Source organism: Klebsiella sp. CN_Kp075, from assembly GCF_040065055.2.
GTDB classification, from domain to species: Bacteria; Pseudomonadota; Gammaproteobacteria; order Enterobacterales; family Enterobacteriaceae; genus Klebsiella; species Klebsiella aerogenes.
On sequence record NZ_CM198050.1, the window covers coordinates 5267429 to 5291305 of the forward strand.

Annotated in this window: 17 protein-coding genes, 4 tRNA genes and 3 rRNA genes; 8 read left to right on the forward strand and 16 right to left on the reverse strand. The window is 54.3% G+C overall.

From position 1 onward, the window contains the following. The first annotated feature begins 7 nt into the window (after positions 1–7). The 3 genes from ABLV78_RS25090 to ABLV78_RS25100 all read left to right on the forward strand — a co-directional run bounded on the left by ABLV78_RS25090 (position 8) and on the right by ABLV78_RS25100 (position 2839). Entirely contained in the window at positions 8–925 is a 918-nt protein-coding gene (locus tag ABLV78_RS25090; RefSeq protein WP_047045678.1) for a LysR family transcriptional regulator, read from the forward strand. Between the two features lie 131 nt (positions 926–1056). Continuing rightward, the gene (locus tag ABLV78_RS25095; RefSeq protein WP_047045675.1) at positions 1057–2055 is read left to right on the forward strand and encodes an amidohydrolase family protein; all 999 of its coding nucleotides are present in this window, start codon (positions 1057–1059) and stop codon (positions 2053–2055) included. Positions 2056–2116: 61 nt separating this feature from the next. Then, the gene (locus tag ABLV78_RS25100) at positions 2117–2839 is read left to right on the forward strand and encodes a DUF554 domain-containing protein (protein ID WP_047045672.1); all 723 of its coding nucleotides are present in this window, start codon (positions 2117–2119) and stop codon (positions 2837–2839) included. A gap of 4 nt (positions 2840–2843) precedes the next feature. Here the strand turns inward: ABLV78_RS25100 and rep are convergent, their stop codons facing one another. Beyond that, positions 2844–4865: a DNA helicase Rep gene (rep, locus tag ABLV78_RS25105; protein ID WP_015368891.1), complete on the reverse strand. Its 2022-nt coding sequence runs from the start codon at positions 4863–4865 to the stop codon at positions 2844–2846. A gap of 112 nt (positions 4866–4977) precedes the next feature. Between rep and ppiC (ABLV78_RS25110) the strand changes: the two genes are divergently transcribed. Continuing rightward, complete coding sequence (gene ppiC, locus ABLV78_RS25110) at positions 4978–5259, forward strand: peptidylprolyl isomerase PpiC (RefSeq protein ID WP_047045670.1); 282 nt, start codon at positions 4978–4980, stop codon at positions 5257–5259. Between the two features lie 51 nt (positions 5260–5310). After that, a complete protein-coding gene (ppiC, locus tag ABLV78_RS25115; protein WP_002883180.1) occupies positions 5311–5592 on the forward strand; it encodes a peptidylprolyl isomerase PpiC in 282 nt (93 codons plus the stop codon). Positions 5593–5690: 98 nt separating this feature from the next. On the opposite strand, the gene ilvC is transcribed toward ppiC (ABLV78_RS25115), so the two are convergent. Next, on the reverse strand, positions 5691–7166 hold the full coding sequence (ilvC, locus tag ABLV78_RS25120) for a ketol-acid reductoisomerase (RefSeq protein WP_015703965.1): 1476 nt from the start codon (positions 7164–7166) through the stop codon (positions 5691–5693). Between the two features lie 155 nt (positions 7167–7321). On the opposite strand from ilvC, the gene ilvY reads away from it, so the two are divergent. Further along, positions 7322–8212: an HTH-type transcriptional activator IlvY gene (gene ilvY, locus ABLV78_RS25125; RefSeq protein ID WP_015703964.1), complete on the forward strand. Its 891-nt coding sequence runs from the start codon at positions 7322–7324 to the stop codon at positions 8210–8212. Here ilvY and ilvA read toward each other — a convergent pair. From ilvA to ilvL, 6 genes are all read right to left on the reverse strand, one after another. Next, entirely contained in the window at positions 8209–9753 is a 1545-nt protein-coding gene (gene ilvA / locus ABLV78_RS25130; RefSeq protein ID WP_015368895.1) for a threonine ammonia-lyase, biosynthetic, read from the reverse strand. The genes ilvY and ilvA overlap by 4 nt on opposite strands. Positions 9754–9755: 2 nt before the next feature. Next, a complete protein-coding gene (gene ilvD / locus ABLV78_RS25135; RefSeq protein ID WP_047045666.1) occupies positions 9756–11606 on the reverse strand; it encodes a dihydroxy-acid dehydratase in 1851 nt (616 codons plus the stop codon). Between the two features lie 60 nt (positions 11607–11666). Next, positions 11667–12596: a branched-chain amino acid transaminase gene (locus ABLV78_RS25140; RefSeq protein ID WP_008807980.1), complete on the reverse strand. Its 930-nt coding sequence runs from the start codon at positions 12594–12596 to the stop codon at positions 11667–11669. Between the two features lie 19 nt (positions 12597–12615). Further along, positions 12616–12873 (reverse strand): acetolactate synthase 2 small subunit, encoded by a 258-nt coding sequence (ilvM, locus tag ABLV78_RS25145; protein ID WP_015368897.1) that lies wholly within the window; start codon positions 12871–12873, stop codon positions 12616–12618. Then, the gene (gene ilvG / locus ABLV78_RS25150; protein WP_047045664.1) at positions 12870–14516 is read right to left on the reverse strand and encodes an acetolactate synthase 2 catalytic subunit; all 1647 of its coding nucleotides are present in this window, start codon (positions 14514–14516) and stop codon (positions 12870–12872) included. The genes ilvM and ilvG overlap by 4 nt, the downstream gene beginning before the upstream one ends. A 140-nt stretch (positions 14517–14656) precedes the next feature. Next, a complete protein-coding gene (ilvL, locus tag ABLV78_RS25155; RefSeq protein WP_001311244.1) occupies positions 14657–14755 on the reverse strand; it encodes an ilv operon leader peptide in 99 nt (32 codons plus the stop codon). Between the two features lie 354 nt (positions 14756–15109). Here ilvL and ABLV78_RS25160 point away from each other — a divergent pair, with 354 nt between their 5' ends. Beyond that, a complete protein-coding gene (locus ABLV78_RS25160) occupies positions 15110–16630 on the forward strand; it encodes a YifB family Mg chelatase-like AAA ATPase (protein WP_047045661.1) in 1521 nt (506 codons plus the stop codon). Positions 16631–16653: 23 nt separating this feature from the next. Here the strand turns inward: ABLV78_RS25160 and ABLV78_RS25165 are convergent, their stop codons facing one another. Then, entirely contained in the window at positions 16654–16992 is a 339-nt protein-coding gene (locus ABLV78_RS25165; RefSeq protein ID WP_045362345.1) for a MaoP family protein, read from the reverse strand. A 118-nt stretch (positions 16993–17110) separates the two neighbouring features. Here ABLV78_RS25165 and hdfR point away from each other — a divergent pair, with 118 nt between their 5' ends. Next, positions 17111–17932 carry an HTH-type transcriptional regulator HdfR gene (gene hdfR / locus ABLV78_RS25170; RefSeq protein ID WP_045395539.1) on the forward strand — a complete coding sequence of 274 codons (822 nt, stop codon included), beginning with the start codon at positions 17111–17113 and terminating at the stop codon, positions 17930–17932. Positions 17933–18034: 102 nt separating this feature from the next. Here hdfR and ABLV78_RS25175 read toward each other — a convergent pair. From ABLV78_RS25175 to ABLV78_RS25205, 7 genes are all read right to left on the reverse strand, one after another. Then, positions 18035–18110, reverse strand: a tRNA-Trp gene (locus tag ABLV78_RS25175). Positions 18111–18162: 52 nt separating this feature from the next. Further along, a tRNA-Asp gene (locus ABLV78_RS25180) sits at positions 18163–18239 on the reverse strand. A 56-nt stretch (positions 18240–18295) separates the two neighbouring features. Beyond that, positions 18296–18411, reverse strand: a 5S ribosomal RNA gene (gene rrf / locus ABLV78_RS25185). Between the two features lie 190 nt (positions 18412–18601). Then, positions 18602–21506 (reverse strand): 23S ribosomal RNA (locus ABLV78_RS25190). Between the two features lie 178 nt (positions 21507–21684). Next, positions 21685–21760 (reverse strand) — tRNA-Ala (locus ABLV78_RS25195). Positions 21761–21866: 106 nt separating this feature from the next. Beyond that, positions 21867–21943 (reverse strand) — tRNA-Ile (locus tag ABLV78_RS25200). 71 nt (positions 21944–22014) lie between these two features. Then, a 16S ribosomal RNA gene (locus ABLV78_RS25205) occupies positions 22015–23554 on the reverse strand. Together the 16S, 23S and 5S rRNA genes with 4 tRNA genes alongside form the textbook arrangement of a ribosomal RNA operon. Between the last annotated feature and the right edge of the window lie 323 nt (positions 23555–23877).

The following is a 23877-nucleotide window of genomic DNA, read 5'->3' on the forward strand; positions in this document are numbered from 1 at the left end:
AGGGCGCATGCGGGAAGAACTGGATTTCAAATCACTACGCTTTTTCTCCGCGCTCTACCGATTGGGGAATGTCTCTCCGGCGGCGGAAGCGCTCGATATCAGCCAGCCAACCGGTAGCCTGCTGCTAAAAAAGCTACGCGAGCACTTTGACGACCCGCTGTTTGTGCGCGTTGGTCAACGAATGGCGCCAACGCCGCGCGCGGACGCTATCGCCCCCACCATTTTTACTCTGCTGCAAATGGTCGATACCGATTTGGCGGCTAAGCCGGAATTTATTCCGCAGGAGAGCAACCGTAACTTCACCATCGGCATGACCGATATCAGCCAGATGACGCTTCTTCCTTTGCTGCAAAGCCAGCTCCAGCGGCTGGAAGCCAGCGGCATCACTTTTACGGTGCTGAATATTGACGATCAAACGCTTAGCGCGCTGGAATCCGGGAAATGTGATTTGGCGATCGGGTATCTTACCCAGTTGCCGGATAGCGTCTATCAGCAGCATCTGTTCGATCAATCGTATGTGTGTCTGGCAGCGGAAAATCACCCGCGCATTCGTCATCGGTTCAGCGCCGAAGACTGGCGTCAGGAAAAGCATCTTGCGGTTCGCGTCAACGGCACCGCCCACGGTGATATTGATAAACTGCTCGCGGAACACAGTATGCCGCGGCGCATCGCATTGACGCTGCCCAGCTTTTTAGGCGCGGGCGAGCTGGTCGCCGGCAGCGAGATGCTGGCGGTGGTGCCAGAACAGCTGGCGCGCCATATCACCAGACGTTACCCCTGCCGCAGCTGGCCACTGCCTTTCTCACTGGCTAACATCGCGATTCGCCAGGTCTGGCACCAGCGCCTGCACCGCGATCCCGGGCATATCTGGCTGCGCACGCAGATTGTAGCCCTTGCCGCCTCAGGTGGTTCTATTAACATTTAAATCATCAAAGAATCGGCTGTATTAGTATTCCTGATACGCCGTATTCTATTTGGTTTATTGCTGTCAATACGTCAAACATTTTAATCTCCTCGCATCAGTTCATATCGACAGAATAAATAGAGGAACCTATCATGCGCGGAAAAATCGCTTTAGAAGAACATGTATCTACTCCTGAAAATAATCGTTTGTGGGATTCGACCGGCGAAGCTAATCGTAACGGTAGCGAATATATGCAAGACGTTGAACGCCGTCTGCTTGACCGCAGCATTCAGCTCGAAGAGATGGCGCAACGTAATATTGACCACGTCATTCTTTCTCTGACTTCGCCCGGTGCGCAATCTATTTTAGATAAAGCTAAAGCGGTCTCTTTCGCTCGCGACACTAATGATTTTATTGTTGATAATTATGTAAAACCGAATCCAGATAAATTTAGCGCGTTCGCCACGCTGGCGTTACAAAACCCGGAAGCAGCGGCGGAAGAGCTGGAGCGCGCGGTGAAAAAACTGGGCATGAAAGGCGCGCTGATTAACGGCTATACCAACGTCAAAGACAGCGAACATGGCCTGTATCTTGATGATGAATCCATGTTGGTATTCTGGGATAAAGTTAACGAGCTAAACGTGCCGGTGTACCTGCATCCGCGTGAACCGCTGGAAGGCCCGGCGCGCGGGATTTATACCGGTTACGAAAGCCTGATCGGTTCCGCCTGGGGCTTTGCGCAGGAAACCGCCGTTCACGCTATTCGCCTGATGATGAGCGGCCTGTTCGACCGTTATCCGAATCTTAACCTGGTGCTGGGACACCTCGGTGAAGGGCTGGTACACATGCTGCCGCGCACTCAGCATCGCCTCTATCGTCAGCGTTTCGGCTGCGGTTTGGGTAAGGCGGAAAAACCGTTAATGCACTATCTGCAAAATAACTTTATTGTCACCACCAGCGGTCATTTTAATACTCACTCGCTAAATAATGCGATTGAAGTAATGGGTGCCGATCGCGTGATGTTCTCCGTAGATTACCCTTATGAAGATATTCATCAGGCCTGCGACTGGTTTGATCCGTTAGAAATGGATGCGGGGCTGAAAGATAAAATAGCCTGGGGCAATGCCAGCCGCGTATTTAATATCAAATAATAAAAAATAAATCGACAGGGCCTGTTCTCAGGCCCTGATTTTATTACAGGGAGAATATACTATGCCGGTAGGTATTTTTGTTTGCAGCGGTTCATTACTCGTCGGCGCGATTGCAGGCGCCTCACTCAACCGATTTATCCCGGATCACTTTAAGAAAACGCTACCGCTTATTTCCGGTTTAATCTCTATCAGTATGGGCGTGTTCTTCCTTAACAAACTCATCAATCTGCCACCCATTGCGCTGGCGATGATTATCGGCACTATTATTGGCGGCCTGTTGAATATTGAGAAGTGGATTGAGCGGGCGGGCACCAAACTACGCACGCCCATCGAGCGTATTTTTCCAGCTCAAAACAACGCAGGCGTAGAAGCCGGGGATTTTATGAACCAGTTTATCGCGGTGCTGATCCTCTTCTGCGCCAGCGGTACCGGTATTTTTGGCGCCCTAACCGAAGGGATGACCGGCGACCCGACCATTCTGCTGACCAAGTCGATACTCGACTTTTTCACCGCCGCTATTTTCGCGTCCACGCTGGGCTACATTATCACCGCGATTTTTATTCCCCAGTTGATCATCTTCGTGATTCTGTTCTTCGCCGCCACGTTTATTATGACGTTGATAAGCCCATCGATGATCGCTGATTTTACTGCTTGCGGCGGAATTATTATGCTGGCGACCGGTTTTCGGCTTTGCGGTATGCGCCATTTCCCTACCGCCAACATGCTACCGTCACTGCTGCTGGTGATGCCATTTTCCACCGCCTGGCAGCAGTTTGTCGCCTGAAGCGTTAGCCCTTTTTCGCCTTCGCCAGCATCGCCTTGATATTCGCGACGTTGGCCTGGCCTTTATGCATGCGTTCTTCCGCAGAGATGACTTTTCGCTCCTGCTCCCAAATCAGATCGTCTTGCGGGAGCTCGAGCAGGAAACGGCTCGGTTCCGGGCGCACCAGCTCGCCATACTGTCGGCGCTCTTTGCACAACGTGAAAGTCAGCTCTTTCTGGGCGCGAGTGATACCGACGTAGGCCAGCCGCCGTTCTTCATCGACGTTATCTTCATCAATACTGCTCTGATGCGGCAGCAATCCCTCTTCCATTCCTACCAGGTAAACATACGGGAACTCCAGCCCTTTTGAGGCATGCAGGGTCATCAACTGCACCTGATCCAGCTCTTCATCCGATTCGCCGCGTTCCATCATATCGCGCAGGGTAAAGCGGGTAACCACCTGCGTCAGCGTCATCGGCTCGTCTATCTCACTGCCTTCCAGCATCTCGGTCATCCAGGTGAACAGCTGGTTGACGTTTTTCATCCGCATTTCCGCGGCTTTCGGGCTCGGCGAGGTTTCATATAGCCAGGACTCATAATCAATCCCGCGAATTAAATCCCGCACGGCATTGACCGGTTCACGCTCGGCCAGTTGCTGAATTTCCCGCAGCCAATGGGTGAAACGAGTGAGAGATTCATACCCGCGCCCGGTCAGCGTCTGGCTTAACCCCATATCAAAGCTGGCGGTGAATAAGCCTTTGTTACGGCTCATCGCCCATTCGCCCAGCTTTTGCAAGGTCGCCGGGCCAATCTCGCGTTTCGGCGTATTGACGATGCGCAGGAAGGCGCTGTCGTCATCCGGGTTGGTAAGTACGCGCAGATAGGCCAGCAAATCTTTAATTTCCGGGCGCGAAAAGAACGACGTGCCGCCCGAGATTTTGTACGGGATGCGGTTTTGCATCAGCATCTTTTCAAAAACCCGCGACTGGTGATTACCGCGATAAAGGATGGCGTAATCTTTGTAGTTGGTTTTATTAATAAAGTGATGGGCTATCAGTTCGCCAGCGACGCGCTCCGCTTCATGATCTTCGTTATTGGCGGAGAGCACTTTCAGCTCGGTGCCGTAGCCAAGTTCAGAGAACAGCCGCTTTTCAAAGACGTGTGGGTTATTGGCGATCAAAATATTGGCGGCCTTCAGAATACGCCCTGATGAACGGTAGTTCTGTTCAAGCTTGATCACCTGCAGCGCCGGAAAATCCTGGCTTAGCAGCACCAGGTTCTGCGGCCGCGCGCCGCGCCATGAGTAGATCGACTGGTCATCATCACCCACCACGGTAAAGCGCGCGCGCTGCCCCACCAGCAGCTTCACCAGCTCATACTGGCTGGTGTTGGTATCCTGATACTCATCCACCAGCAGGTAACGGATCTTGTTCTGCCAGCGCTCGCGCACCTCTTCATTACGCTGCAGCAGCAGCGTCGGTAGCAGGATCAGGTCGTCAAAATCGAGGACGTTGCAGGCCTTCATATGCGCATCATAGAGCCCATAGCAGTGGGCGAAGATGCGGTCCCGTTCGCCTTTCGCGCCAGCCGCCGCCTGCGCCGGCGTTTTCAGATCGTTTTTCCAGTTGGAGATCGTCGAGATCAGCTGCTGCAACACCACTTTGTCATCTTCGATCAACCCTTCGGTGAGTTCTTTCAGCAGCGCGACCTGGTCGGTATCATCGAACAAAGAAAAGTTGGATTTCATTCCCAGCGCGGCGTATTCGCGTTTGATGATATCCAGCCCCAGGGTGTGGAAGGTGGAAATCATCAGCCCGCGCGCCTCTTTGCGCCCCAGCGTTTGCCCGACGCGCTCTTTCATTTCGCGCGCGGCCTTGTTAGTAAAGGTGACGGCCGCGATATGGCGCGCCTGATAGCCGCAGCCGCGGATCAGGTGGGCGATTTTATTTGTAATAACGCGGGTCTTACCGGAACCGGCGCCCGCCAGCACCAGGCACGGTCCGGTAACGAATTCGACGGCTTGTTGTTGGCCAGGGTTTAAACGCATGGGAATATTGCTCAATCTTCGAACGGGGTGTGGATTGTAGCAGAAAGCGAGGCCGAGATTTACCGGCTGATGGTAAAGTGTCAGCCACGCAATTCATCCCGAGGCTCCGGTAATGGCAAAAAGCGCAGCGGCCCTGCATATTCTGGTCAAAGAAGAAAAACTGGCACACGAGATCCTCGCCAAGCTGGAACGGGGCGTCAGCTTCGATCATCTGGCGAAGCGCTACTCAAAATGTCCGTCCGGACGCCATGGCGGCGATTTGGGGGAGTTCCAGCACGGCGCGATGGTCGCTCCGTTTGATAAAGCCGTGTTCAGCTGTCCGCTGCTCAAACCCTATGGCCCGGTACAAACCAAATTTGGCTACCATATCATCAAGGTGCTGTATCGCCGCTAGCGCGTGTTACTATGGCGCCCTGATTTATCCCAACTCAATCAAGGCGCAATCATGGCTAAAACAGCGGCAGCACTGCATATCCTGGTAAAAGAAGAGAAACTGGCTCTCGATCTGCTTGAGCAGCTCAAAAACGGCGCCGACTTCGGCAAGCTGGCAAAAAAACACTCTATCTGCCCGTCAGGAAAACGCGGCGGCGATCTGGGCGAATTCCGCCAGGGCCAGATGGTTCCGGCATTCGATAAAGTGGTCTTCTCCTGCCCGGAACTGGAGCCAACCGGCCCGCTGCATACCCAGTTCGGTTACCACATCATCAAAGTGCTGTACCGGAAATAAACAACAAGGCCTTCTCAAAGAGAAGGCCTTTAATGTTTGCCCCCTCTCCCTGTGGGAGAGGGTTGGGGTGAGGGCATCCGCCCGCACCTTTTGTTTTATTAGCCGGCAACCGCGATACGCTTCATATCGGTCATATACCCGCGCAGTTTTTTACCCACCGCTTCGATAGCGTGGCTGCGAATCGCTTCATTCACGTCGCGCAGCTGAGCGTTATCTACCGCGCCTTCGGCAATCGCTTTGCCCAGGTCGCCGGTCTGCAGAGTGGTCATGAACTCTTTCAGCAGCGGTACGCATGCATAAGAGAACAGATAGTTACCGTATTCTGCGGTATCGGAGATAACCACGTTCATTTCATACAGACGCTTACGGGCGATTGTGTTGGCGATAAGCGGCAGCTCGTGCAGCGATTCATAGTAAGCGGACTCTTCGATGATGCCGGAATCAACCATGGTTTCGAAGGCCAGTTCAACGCCCGCTTTCACCATTGCAATCATCAGTACGCCTTTATCGAAGTACTCCTGCTCGCCGATTTTACCTTCATACTGCGGCGCGGTTTCGAACGCGGTTTTACCGGTCTCTTCACGCCAGGTCAGCAGTTTTTTGTCGTCGTTCGCCCAGTCAGCCATCATGCCGGAAGAGAATTCGCCGGAGATGATGTCATCCATATGTTTCTGGAACAGCGGCGCCATGATCTCTTTCAGCTGTTCGGACAGTGCGTAAGCGCGCAGTTTCGCCGGATTAGACAGGCGATCCATCATCAGGGTGATACCGCCTTGCTTCAGCGCTTCGGTGATGGTTTCCCAACCGAACTGAATCAGTTTTTCCGCGTAGGCCGGATCGGTACCTTCAGCCACCAGCTTATCGAAGCACAGCAGAGAACCCGCCTGCAGCATGCCGCAGAGGATGGTCTGCTCGCCCATCAGGTCAGATTTCACTTCCGCCACGAAGGAGGATTCCAGAACGCCCGCACGATGGCCGCCGGTCGCCGCTGCCCAGGCTTTGGCAATCGCCATGCCTTCGCCTTTCGGATCGTTTTCCGGGTGGACGGCGATAAGCGTCGGTACGCCGAAACCGCGTTTGTACTCTTCACGAACTTCGGTACCCGGGCACTTAGGCGCCACCATCACCACGGTGATGTCTTTGCGGATCTGCTCGCCCACTTCAACGATGTTGAAGCCGTGGGAGTAACCCAGCGCCGCGCCGTCTTTCATCAGCGGCTGTACGGAACGCACAACGTCAGAGTGCTGTTTGTCCGGAGTCAGGTTGACGACCAGGTCAGCCTGCGGGATCAGCTCTTCATAGGTACCCACTTTGAAGCCGTTTTCCGTCGCTTTACGCCAGGATGCGCGCTTCTCGGCGATCGCTTCTTTACGCAGCGCATAGGAGATATCCAGGCCGGAGTCACGCATGTTCAGACCCTGGTTCAAGCCCTGCGCGCCACAGCCGACGATGACTACTTTTTTACCCTGAAGATAGCTTGCGCCATCGGCAAATTCATCGCGCCCCATAAAGCGGCATTTGCCCAGCTGAGCCAGCTGCTGGCGCAGATTCAGTGTGTTGAAGTAGTTAGCCATGGTGATACCTCGTGATGTTGTGTTGTCGTGCTTATTGTTCGGTTCGCGTTTTGCGAGAATGAACCCACTATATGACAGGAATTTCGTTGCGAAAATTGATATATTCACAACATCACATTGCAATAACTGCAACGTTATTCTCAGGGGATTGAGCCATGGATTTACGCGATCTGAAAACCTTTCTGCATCTGGCGGAAAGCCGCCATTTTGGCCGCAGCGCGCGGGCTATGCATGTCAGTCCCTCCACGCTTTCGCGGCAGATTCAACGCCTGGAAGAGGACCTCGGCCAGCCGCTGTTCGTTCGCGATAATCGCACCGTGACCCTAACCGAGGCCGGCGAAGAACTCCGCACCTTTGCCCAGCAGACTTTATTGCAGTATCAGCAACTGCGCCACGCCATCGACCAGCAGGGGCCGTCACTCTCCGGCGAGCTACATATTTTCTGCTCCGTGACCGCCGCTTACAGCCATCTGCCACCGATTCTCGACCGCTTTCGCGCCGCGCATCCTTCGGTAGAGATAAAGTTATCGACCGGCGACGCCGCTGATGCGATGGAAAAAGTGGTCACTGGAGAAGCCGATCTGGCCATTGCTGGTAAGCCGGAGACGCTGCCGGGCTCGGTGGCGTTTTCGATGCTGGAAAATCTTGCGGTGGTGCTGATTGCCCCGGCGTTACCCTGCCCGGTGCGCAATCAAGTCACAGTCGAGCATCCCGACTGGGCAACGGTGCCGTTTATCATGGCCGATCAGGGGCCGGTGCGCCGCCGCATCGAGCTGTGGTTCCGCCGCCATAAAATCAGCAATCCATCCATTTACGCCACCGTCGGCGGCCATGAAGCCATGGTATCTATGGTCGCCCTCGGCTGCGGCGTGGCGCTACTGCCGGAAGTGGTGCTGGAAAACAGCCCCGAGCCGGTACGTAATCGCGTGATGATCCTCGATCGCAGCGATGAGAAAACGCCATTTGAGCTGGGCGTCTGCGCACAAAAAAAGCGGCTGTACGAGCCGCTTATTGATGCGTTCTGGAAAATACTGCCTAACCACTAGCCCGCGAGGAAAAAGCGGAACGCCGGGTTATGGGTTTCGTCATGACACTCGTAGCCCAGTTCATTAAGACGGGTTTCGAAGTCCGGCTCATGCTCGCCAAGCTCAAACGCCGCCAGAACGCGGCCAAAATCGGTGCCGTGGCTGCGATAGTGGAACAACGAAATATTCCAGTGGGTGCCCAGGGTGTGCAGAAACTTGAGCAGCGCGCCAGGCGATTCCGGGAACTCGAAGCTAAACAGGCGCTCCTGCAGCGGTTTAGACGGTCGTCCGCCGACCATATAGCGCACGTGCAGTTTCGCCATTTCGTCATCGGAAAGATCGACCACGCTGTAGCCGCCTTCGCTTAGCAGATCGAGGATCTCTTTGCGCTCATCCAACCCGCGGCTCAGCCGCACGCCAACGAAAATACAGGCATCTTTGGCATCGGCAAAACGGTAGTTGAACTCGGTAACCGAACGGCCGCCTAGTAGCTGACAGAACTTAAGGAAGCTGCCTTTCTCTTCCGGTATCGTCACCGCCAGCAGCGCTTCGCGCTGCTCCCCGAGCTCGCAACGCTCCGAAACGTAGCGCAGTCCGTGGAAGTTGACGTTGGCGCCGGACAGGATGTGAGCCAGACGCTCACCGCGGATATTATGCTGGGCGATATACTTTTTCATCCCTGCCAGCGCCAGCGCGCCGGAGGGCTCCGCTACCGCCCGCACATCTTCGAACAGATCTTTCATCGCCGCGCAGATAGCATCGCTATCGACGGTGATGATGTCGTCCAGATACTCCTGGCATACACGGAACGTTTCATCGCCGATGCGCTTCACCGCCACGCCTTCAGCGAACAAACCGACGCGCGGCAGATCCACCGGGTGGCCGGCATCCAGCGCCGCCTTCAGACACGCCGAGTCTTCCGCTTCCACCGCTATCACTTTAATCTGCGGCATCAGCTGCTTGATCAGCACCGCCACGCCTGCCGCCAGACCGCCGCCGCCAACCGGGACGAATACGCGGTCAATGTGGGCATCCTGCTGCAGCAGCTCCAGCGCCAGCGTTCCCTGACCGGCGATAACCATCGGGTGATCGAACGGCGGCACCCAGGTAAAACCCTGCTGCTGCGCCAGCTCGATCGCGCGGGCTTTCGCTTCGTCAAAGTTGGCGCCGTGCAGTAGCACTTCGCCGCCAAAGCCGCGAACGGCATCGACTTTGATATCGGCGGTCGCTACCGGCATCACGATCAGCGCCTTAACACCCAGCCGGGAAGCGGAAAACGCCACACCCTGCGCATGATTACCCGCCGAAGCGGTGATCACACCATTTGATTTTTGTTCCGCCGTCAGGCCGGACATCATCGCGTAGGCGCCGCGCAGCTTAAAGCTATGCACCGGCTGGCGGTCTTCGCGTTTCACCAGGATAACGTTATCGAGACGCGAAGAGAGCTTGTCCATTTTTTGCAGCGGGGTTTTCTGCACCGCTTCATAAACCGGCGCGCGCAGTACCGCCCGGAGATACTCCGCCCCCTCAGGGGCGGCGGATAGGGGTTGCGACTCGGCCATGATTAACCCCCAAGTTTTGATTTATCGCGCACGGCGCCCTTGTCGGCACTGGTCGCGAGGCTGGCGTAAGCGCGCAGCGCGAAGGAGACCTGGCGCTCGCGGTCTTTCGGCGTCCACGCCTTATCGCCACGCGCTTCTTGCGCTTCGCGACGGGCGGCGATTTCGGCATCGCTGAGCTGCAGTTGGATACCGCGGTTCGGAATATCGATAGCAATCATGTCGCCATCTTCGATGATAGCGATGTTGCCGCCGCTCGCGGCTTCCGGCGATACGTGGCCGATGGAAAGCCCGGAGGTGCCACCGGAGAAACGGCCATCGGTGATCAACGCGCACGCTTTGCCAAGACCCATGGACTTGAGGAAGGTGGTCGGATAGAGCATCTCCTGCATTCCCGGCCCGCCTTTAGGCCCTTCATAGCGAATAACCACGACGTCGCCTTCCACGACTTTGCCGCCGAGGATCGCCTCAACCGCTTCGTCCTGGCTTTCATAAACTTTCGCCGGGCCGGTAAATTTCAGGATGCTATCGTCGACGCCAGCGGTTTTGACGATACAGCCGTTTTCGGCAAAGTTACCGTACAGTACTGCCAGGCCACCGTCTTTACTGTAGGCATGTTCCAGAGAACGGATACATCCCTCAGCGCGATCGTCATCCAGCGTATCCCAGCGGCAATCCTGCGAGAACGCCTGGGTAGTACGGATCCCCGCCGGACCGGCGCGGAACATTTTTTTCACCGCGTCGTCCTGGGTCACCATCACATCGTACTGTTCCAGGGTCTGCGGCAGCGTCAGGCCAAGGACGTTTTTAACCTCGCGGTTGAGTAACCCCGCGCGATCCAGCTCGCCGAGGATACCCAGCACGCCACCGGCGCGGTGCACGTCTTCCATATGGTATTTTTGCGTACTCGGCGCCACCTTACACAGCTGCGGCACTTTGCGGGACAGCTTGTCGATATCACTCATGGTGAAGTCGATTTCGGCTTCCTGCGCCGCCGCCAGCAGGTGCAGTACGGTATTGGTTGAGCCGCCCATTGCGATATCGAGAGTCATGGCGTTTTCAAATGCCGCCTTGCTGGCGATATTGCGCGGTAGCGCGGAAGCGTCGTCCTGCTCGTAGTAGCGTTTGGTCAGTTCAACGATACGTTTACCGGCGTTGAGAAACAGCGCTTTACGGTCGGCATGGGTCGCCAGCAGAGAACCATTACCCGGCTGCGACAGGCCTAATGCTTCGGTCAGGCAGTTCATTGAGTTCGCGGTGAACATACCCGAGCACGAACCGCAGGTCGGACAGGCGGAACGCTCTACCTGTTCGCTCTGATCGTCAGAGACTTTCGGGTCTGCCCCTTGAATCATGGCATCAACCAGATCCAACTTGATGATTTTGTCAGACAGCTTAGTTTTCCCGGCCTCCATCGGGCCGCCGGAAACAAAGATCACCGGAATATTCAACCGCAGGGAGGCCATCAGCATCCCCGGGGTGATTTTGTCACAGTTGGAGATACAGACCATGGCATCGGCGCAGTGGGCGTTAACCATGTACTCGACTGAATCGGCGATGAGCTCGCGGGATGGCAGTGAATAGAGCATACCCCCGTGACCCATGGCGATCCCATCATCCACCGCGATGGTGTTGAATTCTTTAGCGACGCCGCCCGCAGCTTCAATCTGCTCGGCAACCAGTTTGCCGAGATCGCGCAGATGCACGTGCCCTGGAACAAACTGGGTAAAGGAGTTAACAACGGCGATGATTGGTTTGCCGAAATCGGCATCGGTCATCCCGGTTGCGCGCCACAGCGCGCGGGCGCCCGCCATATTGCGGCCATGTGTGGTGGTGGCGGAACGGTACTTAGGCATGCTCTTTTTACTCCCATCTCTGTTTATGCAATGGGACGGTGCGTGCCGTCCCATTTTTAATCACTTACTTACCGGATCCAGCCAGCCCCATTTATCTTCCGTTTCACCGGTGAAGAGGCCAAAGAAGGCTTCCTGAATGCGTTTGGTCACCGGACCGCGGCGGCCTGCGCCGACCTGGATACCGTCAACGCTGCGTACCGGCGTGATTTCCGCAGCGGTACCGGACATGAACACTTCATCCGCCAGGTACAGAGATTCGCGGGACAGCACCTGCTCGCGGACTTCGATACCGAGATCTTTCGCCAGCTTGATGATGGCGTCGCGGGTGATACCCGGCAGCGCGGAAGAGGTAAACGGCGGAGTAAACAGCACGCCATCTTTCACCTCAAACAGGTTTTCGCCTGCGCCTTCGGAGATATAGCCGTTAACGTCCAGCGCGATACCTTCCTGATAACCGTGACGACGCGCTTCGCTGCCGACCAGCAGAGAGGAGAGATAGTTGCCGCCCGCTTTCGCTGCGGTTGGGATGGTGTTAGGCGCCGCGCGGTTCCAGGAAGAAACCATCGCATCGATCCCCTGCTCCAGCGCTTCTGCGCCAAGGTATGCACCCCACGGGAACGCCGCGATGATAACGTCGGTTTTGTAACCGTCCGGCGGGTTAACGCCCATGCCAACATCGCCAACAAACACCAGCGGACGGATATAAGCGCTGGTCAGTTTATTGGTACGGATAACTTCGCGGCAGGCTTCCATCAGCTCGTCAACGCTCTGAGAAACCGGGAAACGGTAGATTTTGGCTGAATCATGCAGACGCTGCATGTGTTCACGATGGCGGAACACCACTGGCCCTTTGTGAGAATCGTAGCAGCGGATACCTTCGAATACCGAAGTCCCGTAGTGCAGCGCGTGGGACATGACGTGTACTTTCGCCTCGCCCCATGGAGTCATCTCGCCATTGAACCAAATGTAATCAGCTTTCTTCGTCGTCATTTTTTTTATTCCTCTGCGCTCAGGCGCGGATTTGTTGTGATGTGGGTTGCTGGATCTCGACGCAGGCGACGTCGACCAGTTTGCGTAACTGACTAAACAGTAATTCGACGGGCCGCTGGCTGGCAACGGTCAGTTCGATATTTATGTTTTGCGCATCCGACGCGGTTTCCATATTCATTGAGCAGATTTGAAAACCGCGATGGCGCACCACGCGCAGCACGCGTTCTAAGGTTTCGGGGTTGAAGCGAGCCTGTAAAGCGACCTGATGTTGCATCATGATAATTTCTCCAGCATTTCTGCATTACTGGCGCCGGGCGGCACCAACGGCCAGACATTCTCAAGTTCATCGATTGAGACATGAAGCAGGTATGGCCCCTGGCTCGAAAGCATGGTGTCGAGTGCCGCTTCAACCTGGTCTTTACGGGTGATGTGCTGGCCTGGAATGCCGAAAGCGCTGGCCAGCGTAAGAAAATCAGGATTATCGGTAAGCGTGGTTTCGCTGTAACGCTCCTGGAAGAACAGCTGCTGCCACTGGCGAACCATACCTAAACGTTGGTTATCCAGCAGCACGATTTTCAACGGTAACTGCTTGCGCTTAACGGTGCCCAGCTCCTGCACGTTCATCATGAAAGAGCCATCGCCGGAGATACAGATAACCGTATCGTCCGGGCGGGCCACCTGCGCGCCGACGGCTGCCGGCAGGCCGAAGCCCATGGTGCCCAGGCCGCTGGAAGTGATGAAATTTTCCGGACGGGTATAGGTCATGTGCTGGGCCGACCACATTTGGTGCTGGCCGACATCGGTCGTCACGACGCAATCCGCCGGTTTGCGATCGGAAAGCTGCTTGAGCAACAGCGGCGCGTAGATTGCTTCGCCGGGATGATCGTAGCGCCAGGCGTGCTCCGCGCGCAGCTGCGCGTTGTGCTCGCGCCACGCATCGATGGCCAACGGCTGCTGCAACGCTGGCAGCATGGCGTTTAAATCTCCAGTTAAGGCGACGTGCGCCTGGCGCAGTTTGTTCAGCTCGGCCGGGTCAATATCCATATGGATTACTTTGGCGTGCGGGGCAAAGGTATTCAGCTTGCCGGTCACCCGGTCATCAAAACGGGCGCCGACGGCAATCAGTAAATCGCACTCCTGCACCGCCAGATTTGCCGCCTTGGTGCCATGCATACCGAGCATGCCAAGGTAATACGGATAATCCGCGGCAACGGCGCCCAACCCTTTCAGGGTGCAGGTGACAGGCATCTGCGTCACCGCCAGAAATTCGCGCACGGCCGGTACCGCTTGCGCCATTCCGACGCCGCCGCCCACGTACAGCATCGGCTTATGGGACTTCGCAAGCATCGCTAACGCCTGCTCGACTTCTGCGTGAGGAAACTCAACATCGTCAGGAACGGTAGAGAAATGCGGATCTAATTCGCCTTTAGCCAGCTGGATATCCTTAGGGATATCAACCAGTACCGGGCCAGGACGGCCTGAGTTTGCCACCTGGAAAGCCTCCGCGATCACGCGCGGCAGCTCTTCCAACGACTGCACCAGGAAACTGTGTTTGGTGCAGGCCAGCGACAAACCGAGAACGTCCACTTCCTGAAAAGCATCGGTGCCGATAAACGGCGCCGCCACCTGGCCGGTGATCGCAACAACAGGCACGGAATCAAGTAACGCATCCGCCAAACCGGTGATCAGGTTGGTGGCGCCAGGGCCGGAAGTGGCGATGCAAACTCCGGTATTGCCGGTCGCGCGGGCATAACCGATAGCGGCCATTGCGGCGCCCTGCTCGTGTCGACACAGCAGGTGTTCCACGCCGCCGTCATACAATGCATCGTAAACCGGCATAATCGCGCCACCCGGATAGCCAAATACCGTATCGACACCCTGTGTTCGCAAAGCATGTACCACCCACTGCGCCCCGTTCATAGTTACTTCCCCGTCATAGATCGGGAGAAACAGAATTTTATGCTAAAACCCATCTTCTGCTCCTCGCTTATGTTTTTTAAGTTATAAAAAAACCCCCGGACCTTTCGGTGCGGGGGTCTTAGTTCGTTAAGGCTTGATTTCTAAGCCTTTCCTCGTCCAAGTGCAGCCCCGCACGGTGGGATAATAATCACCACCACGCTAATCACGACCAGGCTAATCACTCGTAGAAGGGCTGTCATTTTCTGTTCTTTCTGGCTTCTTGTTCGAAGGAATACCTAAAGAGTTACCACAGACATCACATTAAGCACAAGATTTTTTTATGTTCCATTTTCTGATCTTGCTAACGATTTTTATTAAACCAGTTGTTTTTAAAAAGAAAAAAATAAAATGAAAAAAATTCAGCTTATTCTCGCGTTTGCTGCAGTGTTTCACGGCATTAAAACGGCTTCATGACGGATTTGCGCGCGTACTCCCAAGACAATGAAAATGCAAAACTTTGCAGGTAATTGTCTGGAACAGGCAACGTAAAGTTAAATATTCACAGGTTTATGAAACCGTTTGAATAGACATAATCATTCCGCTCAGGAGGCGTTATGTCACTCGCAATTGTCTATACCCGCGCGGCGCTCGGGGTCAGCGCGCCGCTAATTACTGTCGAAGTCCATATCAGCAACGGACTCCCCGGCTTGACGATGGTCGGTCTACCGGAAACCACGGTAAAGGAAGCCCGCGATCGGGTGCGTAGCGCCATTATTAACAGCGGCTACAGCTTTCCAGCGAAGAAGATAACCATCAATCTCGCACCCGCCGATCTGCCCAAAGAAGGAGGGAGATATGATTTACCTATTGCTCTCGCGCTCCTGGTCGCTTCGCAGCAGCTTGCCGCACCGAAACTTAATCAGTATGAGTTTATTGGCGAATTAGCCCTTACAGGCGCGTTACGCGGCGTTCCAGGGGCTATATCCAGCGCTATGGAGGCAATAAAAGCCGGGAGGAAGATCATCGTTGCCGGAGATAATGCCGAAGAGGTCGGTTTGATTGGCGGCAATGAGTGCCTTATAGCCGGACACCTGCAGGAAGTTTGCGCGTTTCTGGAGGGGAAACATACTCTGCAGCCGCCAGCTGGCGAAATCGCGACAGACGACAATGATTATGACGATCTCGGCGATGTCATTGGCCAACAGCAGGGAAAACGCGCGCTGGAGATAGTCGCAGCTGGCGGTCACAATTTGCTCTTGATGGGTCCGCCGGGGACAGGAAAGACGATGCTCGCCAGCCGTTTACCGGGGCTTTTACCGCCGCTAACCAACCAGGAAGCGCTGGAAAGCGCGGCTATTCTCAGCCTCGTCAATGCTCATTACGTCACGCGCCAGTGGCGTCGGCGGCCTTTTCGCGCCCCTCACCATAGCGCTTCGCTAGCGGCGATGGTCGGCGGCGGCTCAATCCCGGCCCCTGGAGAGATCTCCCTTGCACATAACGGTATTCTGTTTCTTGATGAACTACCCGAATTCGAACGTCGGGTTCTGGATGCACTACGAGAGCCCATCGAATCAGGAAAAATTCATCTTTCCCGCACTCGGGCTAAGATTGATTATCCCGCAAGATTTCAGCTGATTGCCGCCATGAACCCCAGCCCAACAGGACATTATCAGGGTCAGCATAATCGGGCCACGCCGGAACAGACCCTACGCTACCTGGGCCGATTATCAGGGCCATTTCTCGACCGCTTCGATCTTTCGCTTGAAATTCCGCTCCCTCCGCCGGGCGTATTAAGCCGGGGTGGCGGCGGCGAAGAGCGAAGCGCCACCATCCGACTACGGGTATTAGCGGCGCGCGACAGACAGCTCGCACGGCAGAATAAACTGAACGCGCAACTGGATAGCGGGGAGATAAAAGTCTGGTGCAAGCTGAAAGAAGACGACGCGATATGGCTGGAACAGACGCTGTCACTATTAGGGCTTTCAATCCGCGCATGGCAACGTTTACTGAAAGTTGCGCGTACTATCGCCGATCTTAATGAGGATAGGGATATTGAACGTCATCATTTGCAGGAGGCGCTAAGCTACCGGGCTATCGACCGCATGTTAAATCACCTGCAGACGCTGATGGCATAAAAAAAGGGCTTTCGCCCTTTTTTTTAATCGTCGCTTTCAGTGTAGTCTTCAGCGCCTTCAACCTGCGGCTTGCCGCCAGATAAGGTATGAAAACGCTTCGGACGTTTGATTCGCGCCATATACTTAATCCAAACGCGTTCCGCGTCGGTTACTGGCTCACGTTCGCCGTGACATACCGCAACGAACTGTTTTTCATCTTCGGTAACAGGCTCGCGTTTGCCCAATTCCAGCTCATTAAAGGCGTAACCATGACGTTCAAGCAGTTGCGCCTCTTTGATGGTGAAATCACCGTGACGGGAGAACCCGCGTGGATAATTTTTATTGTCGAAAAAACGATTAGTCGTCGTAAAGCTTTCCGCCATCCTACACGCTCCTGATTCTTTGGCCGAGCTATTTATGGCGCGGAGTATTAGTTACGCTTGACAGAGCGTCAAACAAAACATTTAAATCATCACGACAAATAATTTTGCGGAGAAGAGTGTGGACACGGAATTGCTCAAAACTTTCCTTGAAGTGAGCAGAACTCGCCACTTTGGACGGGCAGCGGAAGCGCTTTATTTAACACAATCAGCGGTTAGCTTCCGCATTCGTCAGCTGGAGAACCAGTTGGGCGTGAATCTATTTACCCGTCATCGTAACAATATTCGCCTGACGTCAGCCGGCGAGAAACTATTGCCCTATGCCGAAACGTTGATGAATACCTGGCAGGCCGCGCGTAAGGAGGTCGCCCACTCTTCTCGCCATAATGAATTTTCGATCGGCGCCAGCGCATCGCTGTGGGAATGCCTGTTGAACGGTTGGCTGGGGACACTCTACAACGATCCCTATAACCTGCAATTTGAGGCGCGGATAGCCCAGCGCCAGTCATTAGTAAAGCAGTTGCATGAACGCCAGCTTGATCTCCTGATCACCACTGAATCACCGAAGATGGATGAATTAAGCAGCCAGTTATTGGGTCATTTCACCCTGGCGCTCTATTGTGCCGCGCCGGGAAAAAATAAGAATGATTTGAACTACCTGCGCCTGGAATGGGGACCAGACTTCCAGCAAAACGAAGCGGGTTTGATCGGTAGCGATGATGTGCCGCTGTTGACAACGAGCTCCGCCGAACTGGCTTATCAGCAACTCAGTACGCTGAACGGTTGTACCTGGTTACCCGTTAGTTGGGCACAGCAGAAAACCGGCCTGCACACGGTGACCGATAGCGCGACGCTTTCACGTCCTCTGTATGCCATCTGGCTACAAAATAGCGATAAGCAGGCACATATTCGCGAGATCCTGAAAAGCAGCATCCTGGAATAGCGATCTGACTCCATGGATGGAGTGACCAAAAGGCAAGAAAGGCAGTGTGAGGGAAGAAATTAAAGACAAAAAAAATCCTTTGCCGAAGCAAAGGATTATATATGGCAGGGGCGGAGAGACTCGAACTCGCGACACCCGGTTTTGGAGACCGGTGCTCTACCAACTGAGCTACGCCCCTAAATCTTTCTCGCTATTAAGCCCGCTAATATAGCAGGCTTAATATAAATAAGTGGCGGAACGGACGGGACTCGAACCCGCGACCCCCTGCGTGACAGGCAGGTATTCTAACCGACTGAACTACCGCTCCACCGAATTTTTTCTACATCTACCGGTTTAATGCCCCGGTTTTACTGCAAATTTGATGCCTGGCAGTTCCCTACTCTCACATGGGGAGACCCCACACTACCATCGGCGCTACGGCGTTTCACTTCTGAGTTCGGCATGGGGTCAGGTGGGACCACCGCGCTGTCGCCGCCAGGCAAATTCTTTGTGCTCGTCCTGTGTCTTTTACGCTCATACTGCGTTGGCTGCTCTCGCGAATGTCAGTCACATACTTTAGTATGCTCCTTCCATCGCTTCGCTTGCCGCCTTGTCTCAGCGTAAAATCCTTCGGACTCTGAATCAGAGCTGAAAATCATCTCAAATCCGCCAAAACAGCTTCGGCGTTGTAAGGTTAAGCCTCACGGTTCATTAGTATCGGTTAGCTCAACGTATCGCTACGCTTACACACCCGACCTATCAACGTCATCGTCTTTAACGTTCCTTCAGGAGACTTAAAGTCTCAGGGAGAACTCATCTCGGGGCAAGTTTCGTGCTTAGATGCTTTCAGCACTTATCTCTTCCGCATTTAGCTACCGGGCAATGCCATTGGCATGACAACCCGAACACCAGTGATGCGTCCACTCCGGTCCTCTCGTACTAGGAGCAGCCCCCCTCAATTCTCCAGCGCCCACGGCAGATAGGGACCGAACTGTCTCACGACGTTCTAAACCCAGCTCGCGTACCACTTTAAATGGCGAACAGCCATACCCTTGGGACCTACTTCAGCCCCAGGATGTGATGAGCCGACATCGAGGTGCCAAACACCGCCGTCGATATGAACTCTTGGGCGGTATCAGCCTGTTATCCCCGGAGTACCTTTTATCCGTTGAGCGATGGCCCTTCCATTCAGAACCACCGGATCACTATGACCTGCTTTCGCACCTGCTCGCGCCGTCACGCTCGCAGTCAAGCTAGCTTATGCCATTGCACTAACCTCCTGATGTCCGACCAGGATTAGCTAACCTTCGTGCTCCTCCGTTACTCTTTGGGAGGAGACCGCCCCAGTCAAACTACCCACCAGACACTGTCCGCAACCCCGATTAGGGGCCAACGTTAGAACATCAAACATTAAAGGGTGGTATTTCAAGGTTGGCTCCACGCAGACTGGCGTCCACGCTTCAAAGCCTCCCACCTATCCTACACATCAAGGCTCAATGTTCAGTGTCAAGCTATAGTAAAGGTTCACGGGGTCTTTCCGTCTTGCCGCGGGTACACTGCATCTTCACAGCGAGTTCAATTTCACTGAGTCTCGGGTGGAGACAGCCTGGCCATCATTACGCCATTCGTGCAGGTCGGAACTTACCCGACAAGGAATTTCGCTACCTTAGGACCGTTATAGTTACGGCCGCCGTTTACCGGGGCTTCGATCAAGAGCTTCTCCTTACGGATAACCCCATCAATTAACCTTCCGGCACCGGGCAGGCGTCACACCGTATACGTCCACTTTCGTGTTTGCACAGTGCTGTGTTTTTAATAAACAGTTGCAGCCAGCTGGTATCTTCGACTGATTTCAGCTCCACCCGCAGGGGCTTCACCTACATATCAGCGTGCCTTCTCCCGAAGTTACGGCACCATTTTGCCTAGTTCCTTCACCCGAGTTCTCTCAAGCGCCTTGGTATTCTCTACCTGACCACCTGTGTCGGTTTGGGGTACGATTTGATGTTACCTGATGCTTAGAGGCTTTTCCTGGAAGCAGGGCATTTGTTACTTCAGCACCGTAGTGCCTCGTCATCACACCTCAGCGTTAAAAAGGTACCGGATTTACCTGGAACCTCCGCCTACATGCTTAAACCGGGACAACCGTCGCCCGGCTAACATAGCCTTCTCCGTCCCCCCTTCGCAGTAACACCAAGTACAGGAATATTAACCTGTTTCCCATCGACTACGCCTTTCGGCCTCGCCTTAGGGGTCGACTCACCCTGCCCCGATTAACGTTGGACAGGAACCCTTGGTCTTCCGGCGTGCGGGCTTTTCACCCGCATTATCGTTACTTATGTCAGCATTCGCACTTCTGATACCTCCAGCAACCCTCACAGGCCACCTTCGCAGGCTTACAGAACGCTCCCCTACCCAACAACACATAGTGTCGCTGCCGCAGCTTCGGTGCACAGTTTAGCCCCGTTACATCTTCCGCGCAGGCCGACTCGACCAGTGAGCTATTACGCTTTCTTTAAATGATGGCTGCTTCTAAGCCAACATCCTGGCTGTCTGTGCCTTCCCACATCGTTTCCCACTTAACTGTGACTTTGGGACCTTAGCTGGCGGTCTGGGTTGTTTCCCTCTTCACGACGGACGTTAGCACCCGCCGTGTGTCTCCCGTGATAACATTCTTCGGTATTCGTAGTTTGCATCGGGTTGGTAAGTCGGGATGACCCCCTAGCCGAAACAGTGCTCTACCCCCGAAGATGAGTTCACGAGGCGCTACCTAAATAGCTTTCGGGGAGAACCAGCTATCTCCCGGTTTGATTGGCCTTTCACCCCCAGCCACAAGTCATCCGCTAATTTTTCAACATTAGTCGGTTCGGTCCTCCAGTTAGTGTTACCCAACCTTCAACCTGCCCATGGCTAGATCACCGGGTTTCGGGTCTATACCCTGCAACTTAACGCCCAGTTAAGACTCGGTTTCCCTGCGGCTCCCCTATACGGTTAACCTTGCTACAGAATATAAGTCGCTGACCCATTATACAAAAGGTACGCAGTCACACCCGAAGGTGCTCCCACTGCTTGTACGTACACGGTTTCAGGTTCTTTTTCACTCCCCTCGCCGGGGTTCTTTTCGCCTTTCCCTCACGGTACTGGTTCACTATCGGTCAGTCAGGAGTATTTAGCCTTGGAGGATGGTCCCCCCATATTCAGACAGGATACCACGTGTCCCGCCCTACTCTTCGAGTTCACAACCTGTGCATTTTGGTGTACGGGACTATCACCCTGTACCGTCGGACTTTCCAGACCGTTCCACTAACACACAAGCTGATTCAGACTCTGGGCTGCTCCCCGTTCGCTCGCCGCTACTGGGGGAATCTCGGTTGATTTCTTTTCCTCGGGGTACTTAGATGTTTCAGTTCCCCCGGTTCGCCTCGTTAACCTATGTATTCAGTTAACGATAGTGTGACGAATCACACTGGGTTTCCCCATTCGGACATCGCCGGCTATAACGGTTCATATCACCTTACCGACGCTTTTCGCAGATTAGCACGTCCTTCATCGCCTCTGACTGCCAGGGCATCCACCGTGTACGCTTAGTCGCTTAACCTCACAACCCGAAGATGTTTCGTAAAACATTTTCGTGTCGCGAAAATTTGAGAGACTCGAACACACATTGACTGTGTGTCGTTTCAATTTTCAGCTTGATCCAGATTTTTAAAGAGCAAAACTTCGCAGTGAACCTTTTCAGGTACACTCTGAAGTTTTCTTGTTTTTTGCAGTAATGATGGTGGAGCTATGCGGGATCGAACCGCAGACCTCCTGCGTGCAAAGCAGGCGCTCTCCCAGCTGAGCTATAGCCCCATCGAATGAATCTCTTTTAACCTTAATTCGTTTTCGGGCGCGGCGTGGTGAAGCGAAGCATACTGAAGTATGCGAGCTTTGCCACAACAAAGCACGAGAGCGAATTTGGTAGGCCTGAGTGGACTTGAACCACCGACCTCACCCTTATCAGGGGTGCGCTCTAACCACCTGAGCTACAAGCCTGCAGAGATTACTTACTGCTGTATTTTCATCAGACAATCTGTGTGGACACTACAAAGGCAGGTTCTTTAAGGTAAGGAGGTGATCCAACCGCAGGTTCCCCTACGGTTACCTTGTTACGACTTCACCCCAGTCATGAATCACAAAGTGGTAAGCGCCCTCCCGAAGGTTAAGCTACCTACTTCTTTTGCAACCCACTCCCATGGTGTGACGGGCGGTGTGTACAAGGCCCGGGAACGTATTCACCGTAGCATTCTGATCTACGATTACTAGCGATTCCGACTTCATGGAGTCGAGTTGCAGACTCCAATCCGGACTACGACATACTTTATGAGGTCCGCTTGCTCTCGCGAGGTCGCTTCTCTTTGTATATGCCATTGTAGCACGTGTGTAGCCCTACTCGTAAGGGCCATGATGACTTGACGTCATCCCCACCTTCCTCCAGTTTATCACTGGCAGTCTCCTTTGAGTTCCCGGCCGAACCGCTGGCAACAAAGGATAAGGGTTGCGCTCGTTGCGGGACTTAACCCAACATTTCACAACACGAGCTGACGACAGCCATGCAGCACCTGTCTCAGAGTTCCCGAAGGCACCAAAGCATCTCTGCTAAGTTCTCTGGATGTCAAGAGTAGGTAAGGTTCTTCGCGTTGCATCGAATTAAACCACATGCTCCACCGCTTGTGCGGGCCCCCGTCAATTCATTTGAGTTTTAACCTTGCGGCCGTACTCCCCAGGCGGTCGACTTAACGCGTTAGCTCCGGAAGCCACGCCTCAAGGGCACAACCTCCAAGTCGACATCGTTTACGGCGTGGACTACCAGGGTATCTAATCCTGTTTGCTCCCCACGCTTTCGCACCTGAGCGTCAGTCTTTGTCCAGGGGGCCGCCTTCGCCACCGGTATTCCTCCAGATCTCTACGCATTTCACCGCTACACCTGGAATTCTACCCCCCTCTACAAGACTCTAGCCTGCCAGTTTCGAATGCAGTTCCCAGGTTGAGCCCGGGGATTTCACATCCGACTTGACAGACCGCCTGCGTGCGCTTTACGCCCAGTAATTCCGATTAACGCTTGCACCCTCCGTATTACCGCGGCTGCTGGCACGGAGTTAGCCGGTGCTTCTTCTGCGAGTAACGTCAATCGCCAAGGTTATTAACCTTAACGCCTTCCTCCTCGCTGAAAGTACTTTACAACCCGAAGGCCTTCTTCATACACGCGGCATGGCTGCATCAGGCTTGCGCCCATTGTGCAATATTCCCCACTGCTGCCTCCCGTAGGAGTCTGGACCGTGTCTCAGTTCCAGTGTGGCTGGTCATCCTCTCAGACCAGCTAGGGATCGTCGCCTAGGTGAGCCATTACCCCACCTACTAGCTAATCCCATCTGGGCACATCTGATGGCATGAGGCCCGAAGGTCCCCCACTTTGGTCTTGCGACGTTATGCGGTATTAGCTACCGTTTCCAGTAGTTATCCCCCTCCATCAGGCAGTTTCCCAGACATTACTCACCCGTCCGCCGCTCGTCACCCGAGAGCAAGCTCTCTGTGCTACCGCTCGACTTGCATGTGTTAGGCCTGCCGCCAGCGTTCAATCTGAGCCATGATCAAACTCTTCAATTTAAGTTTGATGCTCGTGAATTAAACTTCGTAATGAATTACGCATGTTCACTCAGAGACTTGGTATTCATTTTTCGTCCGAGGACGTTAAGAATCCATGTCACTTTGAGTGCCCACACAGATTGTCTGATAAATTGTTAAAGAGCAGTTGCAACGCGGCTTTCAGCTCACCGTTGCGAGGTCCCGTATATTACGTTTTCCTCATTCAGAGTCAAGCGTTTATTTTCACTTTTCTCTGTCGGTTTTCAGCGTCGTATTTTACTGCTGAAACCCTGCTGACCCGGCGGCTTGCTTGCCGTTGTTCCGTGTCAGTGGAGGCGCATTAT

Bases quoted from the DNA above. Each gene is read 5' to 3' on its own strand.
- ABLV78_RS25090 (WP_047045678.1), top strand. From the start codon at position 8: ATGCGGGAAGAACTGGATTTCAAATCACTACGCTTTTTCTCCGCGCTC.
- ABLV78_RS25095 (WP_047045675.1), top strand. From the start codon at position 1,057: ATGCGCGGAAAAATCGCTTTAGAAGAACATGTATCTACTCCTGAAAAT.
- ABLV78_RS25100 (WP_047045672.1), top strand. From the start codon at position 2,117: ATGCCGGTAGGTATTTTTGTTTGCAGCGGTTCATTACTCGTCGGCGCG.
- rep (WP_015368891.1), bottom strand. From the start codon at position 4,865: ATGCGTTTAAACCCTGGCCAACAACAAGCCGTCGAATTCGTTACCGGA.
- ppiC (WP_047045670.1), top strand. From the start codon at position 4,978: ATGGCAAAAAGCGCAGCGGCCCTGCATATTCTGGTCAAAGAAGAAAAA.
- ppiC (WP_002883180.1), top strand. From the start codon at position 5,311: ATGGCTAAAACAGCGGCAGCACTGCATATCCTGGTAAAAGAAGAGAAA.
- ilvC (WP_015703965.1), bottom strand. From the start codon at position 7,166: ATGGCTAACTACTTCAACACACTGAATCTGCGCCAGCAGCTGGCTCAG.
- ilvY (WP_015703964.1), top strand. From the start codon at position 7,322: ATGGATTTACGCGATCTGAAAACCTTTCTGCATCTGGCGGAAAGCCGC.
- ilvA (WP_015368895.1), bottom strand. From the start codon at position 9,753: ATGGCCGAGTCGCAACCCCTATCCGCCGCCCCTGAGGGGGCGGAGTAT.
- ilvD (WP_047045666.1), bottom strand. From the start codon at position 11,606: ATGCCTAAGTACCGTTCCGCCACCACCACACATGGCCGCAATATGGCG.
- ABLV78_RS25140 (WP_008807980.1), bottom strand. From the start codon at position 12,596: ATGACGACGAAGAAAGCTGATTACATTTGGTTCAATGGCGAGATGACT.
- ilvM (WP_015368897.1), bottom strand. From the start codon at position 12,873: ATGATGCAACATCAGGTCGCTTTACAGGCTCGCTTCAACCCCGAAACC.
- ilvG (WP_047045664.1), bottom strand. From the start codon at position 14,516: ATGAACGGGGCGCAGTGGGTGGTACATGCTTTGCGAACACAGGGTGTC.
- ilvL (WP_001311244.1), bottom strand. From the start codon at position 14,755: ATGACAGCCCTTCTACGAGTGATTAGCCTGGTCGTGATTAGCGTGGTG.
- ABLV78_RS25160 (WP_047045661.1), top strand. From the start codon at position 15,110: ATGTCACTCGCAATTGTCTATACCCGCGCGGCGCTCGGGGTCAGCGCG.
- ABLV78_RS25165 (WP_045362345.1), bottom strand. From the start codon at position 16,992: ATGGCGGAAAGCTTTACGACGACTAATCGTTTTTTCGACAATAAAAAT.